The following is a 13,415-nucleotide window of genomic DNA, read 5'->3' as shown; positions in this document are numbered from 1 at the left end:
TGGCTCGCCCCGGCAGACGATTTCGACTATCAGGGCTCAAGGCTCATGTTCGACTCGGTTCTAGGCCGCGACAACATCCCCAAGAGCCGCCTCGGCACGGGCGCCGTGCTGTCGGTGGTAGTCCACGCCCTCATCTTCGCGCTCGTCCTGTACATCACGACGAGACCGGTGGAGAAGAAGACGGATCTGCCGGAGGTGACGTTCGTCGCCCCAGCGCCTCCGCCTCCACCTCCGCCGCCTCCACCGCCTCCGGCGGGGGGCAAAAAAGTCAAGCCGATCGAGAAACCGAAGCCGGTGAAAAAGCCGGACACGATCGTCGAGACGAAAGAGGAGCCCAAGCCGGACGAGAAGCCACCGGAGAAGGAGCCCGAGCCCGAAGCCAAGGAAGAAGAGGGCGAGGGCGAAGAGGGCGGCGTGCCCGGCGGCGTGCCCGGCGGCGTGCCCGGCGGCGTGGTCGGTGGCGTGGTCGGTGGTGTGCTCGGCAATCCGGCGCCTCCGCCTCCACCTCCCCAGAACGTCACGATTCCGTTCGGGGCGGGAATGACGCGCCCGTCGAAGGTCTCGGGCCCCGAGATTCGCCACACGTCCGAGGCTCTGGCCGCGCGTGTGGAGGGCGTCATGATTGCGCGCTGCGTGATCACGGAGTCGGGGAGCGTCGAGGGCTGCTCCATCATCAAGGGGTTGCCCCACATGGACGCTGCCGTTCTCCGGACGCTCGCCTCGCAGCGCTATACGCCGGTCATGTTCAACGGCAAAGCGCAGAGGGTCAACTACACCTTTACGATTCGCCTGGTGATGCCCACCCGCTGAAGACACGGGCCACGCACGGAAGTGCGGGCGATCTCCAGAGCACCGAACACTCGAGTCACCAAGAGAACGCGCGAGGGAGGCGCGACCGAAACCATGGATTTTTCACTGAGTGGACTTTGGCGTGAAATGGGGCTTTTTGCCCGCCTGGTCGTGATCGTGATGGGCGTCATGAGCCTCACGTCCCTCCTCGTCCTGGGCGAGAGGCTCGTGATGTCTTTCAAGTCGATGTCCGACTCGAAGGTGTTCGCTGCGAAGATGGCCTCCCTCCTGGCGAACGGCGATCTCGACGCTGCGGCGGACGCCAAGTTCGGCAAGGACATCGGCTACCTCGGCCGCACGATCCGTTCGGGCCTCGTGGCCTACAAGGGCTCGGTTCACGGCGACAAGGACCTTTGCTTCGAGTCCGTCGCGCGCGCCCTCGAGCGTCAGCAGGCCCGCGAGCTCGCGGTCCTGAAGCGTGGCCACGGCTGGCTGGCGACGGTCGGCTCCACGGCGCCGTTCGTCGGTCTGCTCGGTACCGTCATGGGTATCGTCACCGCCTTCGAGAAGATGGCCGCGAGCGGCTCCGGTGGTCTCGGGACGGTCTCCGCCGGTATCGCCGAGGCGCTCATCACGACGGCCTTCGGTCTGCTCGTCGCGATTCCCGCCGTCATGGCGTTCAACTTCCTCGCCGGCTGGGTCGACGCGCGTGCGGTCGACATCTCCGAGTCCTCGAACGAGTTCCTCGATCTGGTCGCGCGTCGCCTCGCCGAGGGGCCGCGTGAGGAGGAGGAAGAAGAGGGCGAGGAGAGCGAGGCCGCGGCCTAGAAAAGCCCGCCCTCGTGGATCGGGCGCGCCTTTGCTGGCGCGCGCGGCAAAGGCGAGGGCGACCCCTGAGAGGGAGTAGGTGTTCTCATGGGAATGGCAGTCGGCCCGAAGAAGGGCAGCGTAAAGAACGACATCAACGTCACGCCGCTCGTCGACGTCGTCCTTGTTCTTCTGATCATCTTCATGGTCATCACGCCCATGCTCCAGCGCGGCAAGGACGTGAAGCTGCCCCAGTCCAAGTCGATCGACGAGGAAAACAAGGACAGCGATCCGATCATCCTCTCGGTGACGACGGACAAGCACATCTACATCGAGAGCAGCGAGTACGACAAAGAGGGCTTTACGCCGGCGTTGAAGGCGGTCCTCGAAGAGAAGCCGGGGCGGAAGATCCTGCTCAAGGGCGACCAGACGCTGACCGTGGGCGACGTCCGCGAAGTCATGGAGCTGTCGCGGAAGGCAGGCGCGAAGAGCGTGGCCCTCGGCGTTGAAGAGCAGAAGTAGAGCCAGCGGAGCCGAACGAGATGAGCAGAAAGACGAGAAGGGTGGCGATCAAGCCCGCCAATCCGCCGAACTCGGACATCAACGTCACGCCCCTCATCGACGTCGTGCTCGTGATGTTGATCATCTTCATGGTCGTCACGCCGCTGCTCGAGAAGAACCTCGACGTACGCGTGCCCGAGACGGAGAAGGTCGAGACGGTCACGGAAGTGCCGCCCGATCAGCTCGTGGTTCGTATCGGGACCGAGGGTGATTTCAAGATCAACTACGACAAGGTCACGAACGAAGAATACGTCGACAAGCTGAAGTCGAAGCTCGAGCGGCGGAAGGAGGACGACAAGATCGTCTTCTTCATCGCCGACGACAAGGCGAACTACGCGCGTCTCATCGCCGCGCTGGACGGGGCCAAGCAGGCCGGCGCGAAGGTGCTCGGCATGATGACCACGCCCCCCGAAGACGAAGAGAAAAAGTAAAGCGTCTTCGTGTGGTTCGACGAGCCCCGACGTGCCCCGTGCACGTCGGGGCTTTCTCTTTTTCGAGATTATTTCACCAATCCCGCAATTCAAGGGGTGGTCATTGCAACGACCATCTTCGCCAAACCATCCATTGCAGGATAATTCCGTGCATACGGCTATTCCCCGCGACCGACGCGGCGCCTTGGGGGTCGAATTCGCTCATTGTCGCGCGGAAAAGGTTTGACACACGGCCGTCACGCGTGGTTGACGCGGTCGTCACGGACGCAGCAGGCGGGCGGGCGCGGGGCGCGTGCTCAGGGAAAGCCGAGCAGCGCGCGGCAACTGTCGAGCGCGTTCGTGCAGCCGCCGGACGCGCTGCAGGTCTCGCATTGCGCGACGCAGTTGTTCAGGGCCGTGTCGTGCGCGGTTTCGCACGCCGAGCAATCCCCGTCGAAGCTGCTCCCGCTCGGCCAGCCTTTTTCGCACTGGGACACGCACATGCTGCGCTGCCCCGTGGCCTGCTTCGCGCAGTTCTGGACGTCGTTCGCACATTTGGGCGTGGCCGCGCACGCAGGGCCTTCCCCGCCGCTCTCGTCCGGCTCGGCATAATCGATGGCCGGGAACGTGCACGCAGAGAGGCCGAGGAGCAGACAGCAGAAGAACACCAGCCGAGAGCGCTCGTGGCTCGTTCGCAGCATCAGAACCTCCCTTCGACCGATAAAAAGGTGATCCCCGGAGCGAACACGGGGGTCAAACGCAAGGCCGCGCGCGGCGCGGTCGCAGCAGGCGCCGGCGCCGTGAGCAAGAGCGCGACGCCCGCGACGGCCGCCGCCCCCGTGAGCCCAGCGAAGACGTTGACGAGCGTCGCGTACGTCGCGCCCTCGTTCGCGAGCGGCGCGACCGAGGGATCACAGTTGATGTGCGTCGGGCAAGCGGCCTCGACCTGCGCGAGCCGATCCGCGCGCAGCCCGATGAAGACGCCCATGGTGACGAGCGACGCCGCCGAGAGGCCGACCGCGCTCCAGCCGAGCGTTCGCTGGATCGAGCCCGGCGCGTACCCGCCGCCCCCGCCCCCCGTGGCCGAGAGCTCGACCCGCAGGCTCTTGCCTTCTGCGAGCGTGACGCGTTGCTCGCTCACGACCGCGCCGTCCCGCCGCAACGTGAGGGTGTACCCTCCGGGATCCATCCGAAGCGCGGACCCCGCGGTGACCCGCCGCCGGCCCTCCAGCGAGATCTCGTCCCCCGGGCTCGCGTTCTCGACCACGATCGTCAGCGTCGGCACGCGTTTCTCGAGCGCTTCGACGTGCTGGTTCGCTTCGATCACGACGTTCGGCGCGCTGGGCGTCGCTTCACGGGCGGCGATCCGGAACGTCTCCAGCGCCTCGGCCAGCTTGCCGAGGTGCTCCAGGCAAAGCGCGAGGTGGAAGCGCACCTGCGGGGTCATCTTCACGTGACCCACGCGCTGGAAGAGCACGAGCGCCTCGGCGAACTTGCCCTCGTCTTCGAGCTGCCGCCCCCGCGTGAACTGCTCGCGCGCCTCCTTCAGCTCGGCCGCCGTGGGAGCTTCGTCCGCCCCCACACGCGTCGGCCACGAGGTGCCAGCGAGCAAGGCGATCCCCACGCAGGCTGCCTGAGAGTGAAACCGACGCAAAACGGATCCTCGGCCACGATGGTACCACGCTTCGCCTCGGGTCGGGATCGCGTGGGCCTCAGAATCCCGGGTCGTTGACGTTCGTCGTGGGGCGTTTCCCCGCAGGTCCGGAGGCCTTTCCCGAGGTCGATCCCGAAGGCGGCGTGTGCGTCACGGTGTTGGCGCTGCGCGGCGTCCCAGGAGCATGCGTGGTCGTGGTCGTGGGCGCAGCGCTCGGCGCCGCCGTCGGGAGCGCGGTGGGTTGCGGCGTGGGGAGGGCCTCGGCCTTGGGCACGGTCGGAGGAGGTGCGGGCGCCGGGGGCTCGGCGTCGCGCTTTCCGCCGAGCGCGACCGCGGCGAGGCCCGCGAGCAAGGCCGCCGCGACGACGGCGGCGCCGAGCGCGGGGCCACGCTTCGAGGGCGAGGCTTGCACGGCGTCGGGGCTCGCGGGCGGGCGCAACGAAGGCAAGGCGCGCGGGCGCTCGATCGCGACGCCCCCCGAAGGACCGAGCCTGCCGAGCGCGTCTTCGAGCGCCGTCGCGAGGGCGTCGGCGTCGGCGAACCGATCGGCGGGATGTTTCTGGAGGCACTTCGTCACGATGCCGCGCACGACCTCGGGCACCGACGTGTCGAGCGGCGTGGGGGGCGACTCGGCGATCTTCGTCATGAGCGCCTGGTAGTTTGGCGCGACGAACGGGTGCTTGCCGGCGAGCATCTCGTGCAGCACGACGCCGAGTGACCACACGTCGGAGCGGTGATCGACGTCGAGCTCGCCGAGGGCTTGCTCGGGGCTCATGTACGCGGGGGTGCCGAAGGGCACGCCGTTCATCGTGGAGGGGGTCTCGTCGGCTTGCTGCTGCTTGCTGATGCCGAAATCGAGGAGCTTGGGGACCAAACCGCCGCGCATCCCACGGGCGAGAAAGATGTTCTCGGGCTTGATGTCGCGATGCACGATGCCCGCGGCGTGCGCGGCGGCGAGCCCGCGGGCGATCTCGGCTGCGATCGCGACGGCCTCGGCGGGGCGGAGCGCGCCTTGCTCCTCGATGCGCGCGGCGAGCGACTGGCCTTCGAGCAGCTCCATCGCGAGGTAGAGGCCGCCGCCCGGGGCGACCTCGCCGAAGTCCGCGACGTCGACGACGTTGGGATGGCGGAGGCGGCCGATGGCCTGCGCTTCGCGGAGGAAACGCGCGCGTGTCTCGGGGCCTGCGCGGAGCGGCAGGCGCGCGAACTTGAGGGCGAAGTCACGCCCGAGCAGCTCGTGTCGGCCGGCCCATACGGTGCCCATCGCGCCCCGTCCGATGGGGCGGAGGAGTCGGTACCGTCCGGCGACGAGGTCTCCTTCGTTCACGTGGTGCTGGCGAAGCTTGGGTCGGGGTGCGGGGAGGGGCGGCGGCCCTGGTCCACGAGCTTATCACTCCCCCTGGTAAGTGCCGAACACAGCCCGGCTGGAGCCCGAAACCTGGGGTGTGGCCTGTCCGACCTGAACGACGACGGAGAGGAAGGCCGCGGGTTTGAGGCCCTCGTCGGGGCCGCTCTCGTTCGTGATGTAGGAGAGGCCGATGCCGGCGAGGAAGCCAAAGGAGGTCGTGTTGCCGCCGTCGCCGAGGACCGGGATGGTGGGGGCGACGCCAAGGTAGCCGAGGAGGCCGACGCGGCCGTCGCCGAGCTGCTGGATGGAGCCGCCGAGCTGGCCGGCGATGGGGAAGGCGCGGCGCCGGACGGGATCGTAGCTGTCGACGGCGAGGGCGACGCCGACGGCGCTGAGGACGCTGCGCGTGACGAGGGGCCGTTCGAGCCAGGGCGCGCGCGTGATCTGGAGCGTGGCCAGCATGGCCGGGATCGTGAGGTAGGCGCGGAGGCAGCTCCCGGCGGCTTCGAGGGTCTCGAAGTTCGACTCGCCGCAGAGCGGGACGGAGTGGATGGTGGCCGAGCCGATGAGCCTGCGCGCGGCTTCGGGGGTGGCCTCGCCGCCCGATCGCAGGGAGGCCGCGACGCGCGCGGCATCGGAGACGAGGACGACCTTTCCGTCGGTGTTCAAAGGATCGCTGTAGACCGCGAGCCGGAGGCGCGAGTCGCCGTCGAAGTTCTCCGCGAGGGGCGGGAGCTGGAACTCGGCCGAGTTGGGCGTGACGATCCACTTGTGATCGTTGAGCAGCTCGATCGGCGCGCCGTTCGAGGTGCGATCGGTGCGCGTGAGCGAGACGTAGAGCGCGAGCGGGGCGACGAGGCGGCCCTTGGTCGAGCCGGAGAGGCGGACGCGACAAACCCCTTGCCGGAGCGGCTCGGGCGCGATGACGAGCGACATGTGCGCGAGCGGCTGCGGCCCAGGGCCCGCGGGCGCGGTGGCCTTCATCGGGAGCGACGGGCGCGGCGGCCCCATCGGCGAGGTCTTGGGCGCGACGGGGGACGCCTTCGGCGCAGGCTTTTTCGCGGCGGCCGTGACAGCGGGTTTGTCCCCGGGCTTCGGGGCAGCGCGCGGCGCGAGATCGGCGGCTTCCGGGGCGCGAGGTGTGGCGTCCTCGGGGGCGTCGTCCTTCGGCGCGGCGTCGGGCGGAGGCGCGGCGGCGGCCCGCTTGGCCATCACGCCGGGCGGGGGCGCGGACGGGCTCGCGGGCGGCGCGGACGGCATGCCGGAGGATCTGCGTATGGCGGGGCCGCAGTCGACCTTGAGGTCCTCGAGCTGCGGATCGGGGAAGAGCATGCGCGCCGGGTTCGACTCGACGAGGTTCTCCAGCGGCGGGACCGAGACGCGGTACGTGGCGTTGACGACGGTGCCGGCCGCGGTGTTGTCGAGGTTGAACGCAGTGACGCGGAGCCAGCCGCCGCTCGGGAAGATGCGGAGGACCTTGCCGTCGGCCTTGCCGCAGCCGCCGGAGGCGACCTCGAAGACGGGGACGGTGAAGGTGCGCTGGAAGGGCTGGACGCGGGCGTTGCCGCAGCTATCGACGATGGCGAGGTAGCGGAAGTCGGCCATCTCGGACTGCTTGGGCCACTGCATGCCGAGCAGGACCTCGGCCGAGTCGGGCAGGGGCGGGACCGGGACGTCGTCGCGGCAGAGCGGGGCCTTTTCGACCTTGCGCGGCCCGGGTTTGTCGTTCGGCGCGACGGGCGGATAGGCGCAGACGTGGCGGTAGTCCCTGCGGCCGAGGAGGACGGGGTCGAAGTCGAGCGTGCGCCGGCCCTGCTCGTCGAGGCGGCCCCAGATCGTGAGCGGCAAGGGGAGCGTCGGCGTCTGGAGCTTGATCGAGCGGAGCATGTCGTCGCCGATGCGGCTCTGGCCGGCGTCGCCGAGCGTGGTCGAGCACTGCCCCGTGGAGCAGAGCCACGGGCCGCCGCGGCGCGCCGTCTCGATCGGGACGGGGTCGGTGTCGCGGACGCTCATGAAGACGCGGCTCGCCTCGGGGAAGATCTCGGGCGCCGTCCCCGGCGTGGCGCCGCCGTTCGCGGTCGCCGGGCCCCGCACGATCTGCAAGCTGCCGCTGAAATCCGCGGGCATCGGGGCCGAGCCCGTGGGCGTGTTGACGCGTGTCGTCGTGGGCTCGGGTGTGTCGGAATCATCGCCGCCGCCCGTGTCGTCGTCCTCGCTCTGCGCGGCGACGGGGCCCGCGAGCGAGAGCGATGCCGCGACGCCGAAGAGCGCGAGGAGGCGGAGCAGCGACGCGCGAGAAGGGCGTGCACGCGAGGCGCTTTCGTCGGGGACGCGAGAGGCGGCGAGGGGGGCTTGTCGCATGGGGGTCATCGCTCGGGTGGAGGCGGTGCGCGGGTCAGGGCGCTTCGACGACGCTGATCGGATCGGAGGCGCAGTCGGGGCTCGAGAGGAGCCGCGGCGTGACGTGGAGCCGCGCTGTGCCGGGGTACTTCGGCGTGGCGGAGAGGGTGGTCGCGGGGTTCGGCTCCTTGTCGAGCGTCACGCTGGCCTGATCGATGGAGAGGTACTCGCTGCCCTCGACGCGGAGATCCACGGGCATGACGATGCGGACGCGGTTCACGTCGAAGGCGCTGACCTCGAAGAGATCGACCTCGCCGCCGAGGCCGGTGCCGACGACGCTCTGCAGCGCGCGGACGCGGAGCAGGCGCGGCTCCGGATCGACGAGGACCGTCGGGCCGGGATCGAGCTGCTTCTGGCCCGAGGTGACCGCGAAGTCGGCCTCGCCGCCGATGTCGCTGAAGCAGAGGAAGAAGCGCTCGCTCTCGCCGGTCGAGCCGAGCAGGACGCGCAGGCGTGTCTTGCGCTCGGCGCAGTCGGACGTGGTGGAGAGGGCGGCCTCGCTGAAGAGGGACTCGACGATGACGGGCGCGTTCTCCACGACGCCGGGCGCGTTCGAGGGCGGCGTGGCGCGGACGAACGCCTCGCGGGAGCGGATGGCGCCGGGCCGCCACTTGGAGCCCAAATCATCGGGCAGCGGGCCGACGGTGCACTTGAGCGCGAGGAAGGTCGGCAGGACGCGGGCGCCGTCGAGCGACTCGTCGAGGCCGGCGACGAGCATCGTGAAGTTCGTGGCGGAGTCGGGCAGGCCGGCCGGCAGGATCTGGATGTCCTCTTCCTTCATCTGCTCGGCCCAGCTCACGATGATCGACGCGCTGCCGGACCAGTCGCTCTGCGAGGAGACGACGAAGCGCGCGTACCCTTCGCTCGACGCGGTGCATCGAAACGCGCCTTCGATCTCCTGGCAGGTGGGGTCGGACTCCTTCGGGTAAGGCCCGAGCACGAGGGCCTCGGGCGGGTCGACGCGTACCGTGACGAACCCGCCGTACGCCGGCGCGCCGCCCTCCGCGAGGAACAAGGTGACGCCGGTCTCGAAGGGCTGCTGGCGAGGAAGGACGGGCGTTCCGGCTTCGTCGAGCGTGTCGGCCGCGAAGAGGGAGCCCGCGACGTGGACGCGGATGTCGACCTGCCCGCTCGGGGCCAGCGGATACCCCGGCGTGAGGCAGGCAGGAAACACGAGCGGGACGAGGAAAGAAGCGCCGAGCGCCGCGCGCAGCAGGCGCCCTGGTCGGCGAGGCTCGGGGGAGCGAGGGGTCGAGGTCACTTCTGGTAGATTTCGGTGTACTCGTTGCCGAGGGGGTGGCGGTGCCATGCGTAGGCGGACTGCGGATAGCCGTTCTCGTCCTTGTAATCGCATTGCCCGAGTTCCCAGTCGGTGTGCCAGACGCTGGCGCCGGTCGTGGGGTCGACCGACATCGAGTGCGCGGTCACGTCTTCTTCCTCGGCCTCGGCGCCGTGCGCGAGCCGGGCGGTCGGGTCGACGTATTGCTCGAGCACGTCGATCGGCACCCGCGCGACACGACCTCCGGGCAGGGGGATCGAGAAGACCAAATCCTTGTGCGTGTCTCCCATACGGCTCCTGACAGCGTGTGCGGCGTGCGCGTTCCCTTCTCGCCGCCTTGACCGCGAGAATACCGGACCCGACGCCCGGTTCCGCAAGGGAGATGCCGGGAAGCGGTGTCTCGTTCGGCGCCCCACGAACGCTCGCACACCCAAGGCCATTTCCGCCCCCCGGCGAGCGCTGGCGTCAGACGGAGAGGTGCCGGAAAGCTTCACGGACGCCCCGCAGATCCCGGGAGATCGTCGGCCCGATCGCGGGCGGTGGTGAATGACCGTTGACCTCTCCGGGCGATGGTGGCCCGATACAGAGTGGCGGCACGGAGCCGCGCAGGGACGGGCCTACGTGTGACGGGCGCGGAGAGCAGCGGGACGGACCCTCGAATCGGCACGCTTGCCGCCGGGAAGTACAGGGTCCTGCGCCTGATCGGGCGCGGCGGGATGGGGAGCGTCTACGAGGCGCAGAACGTCGCGATCGGCAAGCGCGTCGCCCTGAAGTTCCTCCGCACGCCGGCAGGCGCGGATGCATCGGTGCGGGCGCGCTTCCACCGCGAGGCGCGCGCGGTGTCGGCGATCGAGAGCGCGCACATCGTGCAGATCTTCGACACGGGAGAGACGGAGGCAGGCGAGCCGTTCCTCGTGATGGAGCTCTTGCAAGGCGAGGATCTCGCGACGCGCCTGCGGCGTCTCGGCCGGATGAGCGTGCCACAAGCGGCGGCGATCGCGGCCCAGGCGCTGCGGGGGCTCCGGCGCGCGCACACGGCCGGCGTGGTGCATCGGGATCTGAAGCCGCAGAACGTCTTCCTCGTCGACGCCGATGACGGAAAGACGCACGTCAAGATCGTCGATTTCGGTCTCTCGAAGGTGCTCGGCAGCGAGGCGGAGCTCGTGGCCGCGTCGAGCCTGTCCGCGCAGGATCCGCTGACGCGGGTCGGGACGCCGGTGGGGACGCCGTTCTACATGTCGCCCGAGCAGATCGAGGCGCTCGATGACATCGATCCGCGCACGGACATCTGGTCGATGGGCGCGATCCTGTACGAGGCGCTCGCCGGCGCGCCGCCGTTCTCGGAGCCGACGTTCGCGCGGCTCGTCATCGCCATCTGCCATCGGGATCCGCCCGATCTCGGGTCGCTCGTGCCAGGGCTGCCGGAGCCGCTCGGGCGCGTGGTGCGGCGCGCGATGGCGCGCGATCGGGGCGAGAGGTTTCCCGCGGCCGAGGAGTTTCTCACGGCCTTGCTCGAGGCCGTGCCGGATCTCGAGCGCTCGCAAGGCCCCGGCTCGATGCGCGTCGAGGCGGCGCCGGCACGCCCGTCGCTCCCGACGCTCGACGCGGATACGCCGATGAACCCTCGGCCGGGACCGACCGCGCCGGGCGACGTCGAGGCGCCTCGCGAGAAGAGCGACAGCGGCGCGGAGGCGCCGGGCGCGGAGCTGCGCACGTACACCGTGGGAGGCGCGACGTTGTGGCTGAGCGCGTCGCCCGCGTTTTCGCTCTGGCGCGGCGAGGTGAACGCGCCCGATCGGCTGCGCGTGGAGACGCGGGACGGGGGCTTGTTCGAGCTGCGGCTTTCGCCGGTGGGCGTGCTGCGGCTCGGGCGCGTCGAGCGCGTGGGCGACGAGCGCAACGAGCTCGTCTACCCGGACGTGGCCTCGCGCCTCGCCGCGACGCTGCGGCACGACGGCGTGCGCTGGTGGTTGCGGCGGCGCACCGAGTGCAGCGTGCCGGTGCAGGTCGGCGCGCACGCGCTCGCGCGAGGGGAAGAAGCGGCGCTGGTGCACGGGACGTTCGTGCAGGTCGGAGGCATGCGGGCGACGATGGTGGATCGGCGCTACGTGACGCCGACCGTGCCCGCGGGGACCGTGGACGCGACGACGGGCCTGCTCGGACGCGCGGGGCTCGAACAGGAGATCGCGTCGTTCCTGCAGCGCAAGCGCGGCGGCGCGCTCCTGCTCGTGAAGGCGCAGCCGTCGGCGGCGCGCGCGGGCGGCGCGGAGTATCCGGCGGGGGCGCTCGCGGCGGTGGCGATCCATCGCGCGTCGCCGGGCGTCGCGGTGGGGCTCGTCGAGGAGACGGCCGTGGTCCTCGTGGCCGGCGAGGCCGCGGAGGTCGCGGAGAAGGGGCGCGCGTGGGTCGCGTCGGCGCGCACGGCGGTCGACGGTCGGTCGTTCGCCTGCGGGTACTGGACGCTCTCCGGCGACGGGAGCGACGCGGGGCGCGAACTCGAGCTCGCGCTGCACGCGATGAGCGCGTTCTCGGAGACGTCGGGGCAGGCGGTCGCGGCGCTGCGTTCGAGCGTGCCGGGCGCGCGGGTGTCGAGCGTGCAAGAGGTGCTCGGCGCGTCGATCGACACGAAGCGGACGACGCTGCTCTTCGCGATCGAGGAGCAGAAGGCGCTCGACGCGGTGGGGCCGCACGTGGTGGCGGCGCTGGAGAAGGAGCTCGCGGCCGTGGCGGCGACGCACGCGGGGCAAGCCGCGATCGTCGCGCCGATGGCGCCGGGCGTGGTGGCGGCGTGCGTGACGCGGAAGGTCGATGCGGTCGCGCTCGGCAGCGCGGTGCAGTGCGACTGGCACGCGCGGCCGCCGATCCTCGACGGCAAGGTGGAGCTGCCGCGCACGCTCTCGTGGGAGGTGTTGCACGGCGACGTGCAGACGCGGGCGCAGGAGCTCGCGCGCGAGTGCGCCGATCCGCACGGGGTGCTCTCGGCGTTGAGCGGCGGCCTGCCCTATCCGATCTCGGGGCGCGTGCACGCGGCGATCGCCGCGTCGAGCGGGATCGAGCGCGTGAAGATGCTCTTCGATGTGCTCGAAGGCACGTGGCGGTTCATCGCGACCGTGCTGCTCTCGGCGTACTTCGCGCGGCGGCCGGCCGAGGGCGGCAGCGAGGTCGCGCCGGGGTTCGACGTGATGGTCGAGCTCTACAAGCGGCACGGCTCGCGCGACGGCTTCGCGCTCGGGACCTGGCGCGAGATCGCGCGGGCCGCGGCGAAGGGTTTTGAAGGGCGCGACGATCCGATCGGCGCGCTCGTGCGTGACGTGCTCGGCGTGCGGCTCTCGCAGAACCAGACGTTCGAGACGCTCTCGAACCTGATGCAGGTCGAGCGCAACAGCTTCGCGCACGGCCACTACAACGAGGCCCGCGCTGCGGCCGATCTGCCCGAGTTCGAGCAGATGACGCGCACGCTCCTCCGGGCGCTGCGGCCGCTCTGCGCATGGACGCTCGTCACGGTCGAGAAGACGGAGCCGGATCTGTACGGCGATCTGCAGACCGTCGAGTTCATCGACCATACGGGCCCGTTCAACACGGGCACGCGGCGGCGGCTCGGGCTGAACAGCCCGATGCGGCTCGCGAACGTGACGTACCTGGCGCGGTGGCGCGAGGGGCTCGTGCTGCCGCTTGAACCTTTCTTGCGGCGCGTCGCGCACGAGGACAAGTTCGACGTGTACTGGATGGAACACCTGCCGCGCGCCGGGACGTGCCTCATGAGCTCGGTGGTCGGCGGCCCCTCCATCAAGGTGCCGGGCGACGTGCGAAGGCTCCCGCCCCTCTTGCGGATCGTGATGGAGCGATCTTCTTGAGGGACAGGCGCGGGACGTGGACGAGGGAGAGATGCATCTTCACGCGACGGTTTCGATCTGGCAGCTGGAGCACGACGGGACGTACGTGGCCGAGCTGAACGGCTACAAGCTCAAGCTCACGTGGAAGCCCGAGGCCCCGGGAGAGCGGCGAGGCTTCCGCTGGGAAGCGGAGCGAGACGGCAAGGAGGTGCAGCCGCCGGACGAGCTCTTCGAGGAGGCCGAGGTCGCCATGGCCCACGCCGAGCAATTCGCGCGGGGGAAGGCCGCCTCGTAGCCGCGCCGCGCGACGCCTTCGCGGGCGGTCGTGATAGCC

Annotated in this window: 12 protein-coding genes; 6 read left to right on the top strand and 6 right to left on the bottom strand. The window is 70.2% G+C overall.

From position 1 onward, the window contains the following. Nucleotides 1-45 precede the first annotated feature (45 nt). The 4 genes from E8A74_RS05280 (at nucleotide 46) to E8A74_RS05265 (ending at nucleotide 2,588) form a co-directional block, all read left to right on the top strand. Entirely contained in the window at nucleotides 46-810 is a 765-nt protein-coding gene (locus E8A74_RS05280) for an energy transducer TonB (protein WP_136927821.1), read from the top strand. 93 nt (nucleotides 811-903) lie between these two features. Further along, the gene (locus tag E8A74_RS05275; RefSeq protein ID WP_136927820.1) at nucleotides 904-1,617 is read left to right on the top strand and encodes a MotA/TolQ/ExbB proton channel family protein; all 714 of its coding nucleotides are present in this window, start codon (nucleotides 904-906) and stop codon (nucleotides 1,615-1,617) included. Nucleotides 1,618-1,704: 87 nt separating this feature from the next. Further along, the gene (locus tag E8A74_RS05270; protein ID WP_136927819.1) at nucleotides 1,705-2,118 is read left to right on the top strand and encodes an ExbD/TolR family protein; all 414 of its coding nucleotides are present in this window, start codon (nucleotides 1,705-1,707) and stop codon (nucleotides 2,116-2,118) included. 20 nt (nucleotides 2,119-2,138) lie between these two features. Then, nucleotides 2,139-2,588 (top strand): ExbD/TolR family protein, encoded by a 450-nt coding sequence (locus tag E8A74_RS05265; protein ID WP_136927818.1) that lies wholly within the window; start codon nucleotides 2,139-2,141, stop codon nucleotides 2,586-2,588. Between the two features lie 296 nt (nucleotides 2,589-2,884). On the opposite strand, the gene E8A74_RS05260 is transcribed toward E8A74_RS05265, so the two are convergent. From E8A74_RS05260 to E8A74_RS05235, 6 genes are all read right to left on the bottom strand, one after another. Beyond that, nucleotides 2,885-3,268: a hypothetical protein gene (locus E8A74_RS05260; protein ID WP_136927817.1), complete on the bottom strand. Its 384-nt coding sequence runs from the start codon at nucleotides 3,266-3,268 to the stop codon at nucleotides 2,885-2,887. Next, on the bottom strand, nucleotides 3,268-4,191 hold the full coding sequence (locus E8A74_RS05255) for a hypothetical protein (protein WP_136927816.1): 924 nt from the start codon (nucleotides 4,189-4,191) through the stop codon (nucleotides 3,268-3,270). Before E8A74_RS05255 ends, E8A74_RS05260 begins: the two co-directional genes overlap by 1 nt. 88 nt (nucleotides 4,192-4,279) lie before the next feature. Next, nucleotides 4,280-5,548 carry a serine/threonine-protein kinase gene (locus E8A74_RS05250; RefSeq protein ID WP_136927815.1) on the bottom strand — a complete coding sequence of 423 codons (1,269 nt, stop codon included), beginning with the start codon at nucleotides 5,546-5,548 and terminating at the stop codon, nucleotides 4,280-4,282. A gap of 63 nt (nucleotides 5,549-5,611) precedes the next feature. Next, nucleotides 5,612-7,930: a hypothetical protein gene (locus tag E8A74_RS05245; RefSeq protein WP_136927814.1), complete on the bottom strand. Its 2,319-nt coding sequence runs from the start codon at nucleotides 7,928-7,930 to the stop codon at nucleotides 5,612-5,614. A 34-nt stretch (nucleotides 7,931-7,964) separates the two neighbouring features. Next, nucleotides 7,965-9,230 (bottom strand): hypothetical protein, encoded by a 1,266-nt coding sequence (locus tag E8A74_RS05240; protein WP_136927813.1) that lies wholly within the window; start codon nucleotides 9,228-9,230, stop codon nucleotides 7,965-7,967. Continuing rightward, nucleotides 9,227-9,538, bottom strand: coding sequence for a hypothetical protein (locus tag E8A74_RS05235; protein ID WP_136927812.1), 312 nt, complete (start codon nucleotides 9,536-9,538; stop codon nucleotides 9,227-9,229). Before E8A74_RS05235 ends, E8A74_RS05240 begins: the two co-directional genes overlap by 4 nt. A gap of 333 nt (nucleotides 9,539-9,871) precedes the next feature. Here E8A74_RS05235 and E8A74_RS05230 point away from each other — a divergent pair, with 333 nt between their 5' ends. Together E8A74_RS05230 and E8A74_RS05225 are read left to right on the top strand one after the other, a co-directional pair. After that, nucleotides 9,872-13,102 (top strand): serine/threonine-protein kinase, encoded by a 3,231-nt coding sequence (locus E8A74_RS05230; protein ID WP_170228873.1) that lies wholly within the window; start codon nucleotides 9,872-9,874, stop codon nucleotides 13,100-13,102. A gap of 31 nt (nucleotides 13,103-13,133) precedes the next feature. Continuing rightward, a complete protein-coding gene (locus E8A74_RS05225) occupies nucleotides 13,134-13,376 on the top strand; it encodes a hypothetical protein (RefSeq protein ID WP_136927810.1) in 243 nt (80 codons plus the stop codon). The last annotated feature ends 39 nt before the right edge of the window (nucleotides 13,377-13,415 follow it).

The organism is Polyangium fumosum, from assembly GCF_005144585.1.
GTDB lineage: Bacteria > Myxococcota_A > Polyangia > Polyangiales > Polyangiaceae > Polyangium > Polyangium fumosum.
The sequence above is the reverse complement of the archived record's forward strand: the minus strand, read 5'-3'. Positions and strand labels throughout refer to the sequence as shown.

Excerpts from the sequence above, each read along its gene's own strand:
- E8A74_RS05245 (WP_136927814.1), bottom strand. The coding sequence starts at position 7,930 with ATGCGACAAGCCCCCCTCGCCGCCTCTCGCGTCCCCGACGAAAGCGCC.
- E8A74_RS05265 (WP_136927818.1), top strand. The coding sequence starts at position 2,139 with ATGAGCAGAAAGACGAGAAGGGTGGCGATCAAGCCCGCCAATCCGCCG.
- E8A74_RS05270 (WP_136927819.1), top strand. The coding sequence starts at position 1,705 with ATGGGAATGGCAGTCGGCCCGAAGAAGGGCAGCGTAAAGAACGACATC.
- E8A74_RS05225 (WP_136927810.1), top strand. The coding sequence starts at position 13,134 with ATGCATCTTCACGCGACGGTTTCGATCTGGCAGCTGGAGCACGACGGG.
- E8A74_RS05275 (WP_136927820.1), top strand. The coding sequence starts at position 904 with ATGGATTTTTCACTGAGTGGACTTTGGCGTGAAATGGGGCTTTTTGCC.
- E8A74_RS05260 (WP_136927817.1), bottom strand. The coding sequence starts at position 3,268 with ATGCTGCGAACGAGCCACGAGCGCTCTCGGCTGGTGTTCTTCTGCTGT.
- E8A74_RS05235 (WP_136927812.1), bottom strand. The coding sequence starts at position 9,538 with ATGGGAGACACGCACAAGGATTTGGTCTTCTCGATCCCCCTGCCCGGA.
- E8A74_RS05280 (WP_136927821.1), top strand. The coding sequence starts at position 46 with ATGTTCGACTCGGTTCTAGGCCGCGACAACATCCCCAAGAGCCGCCTC.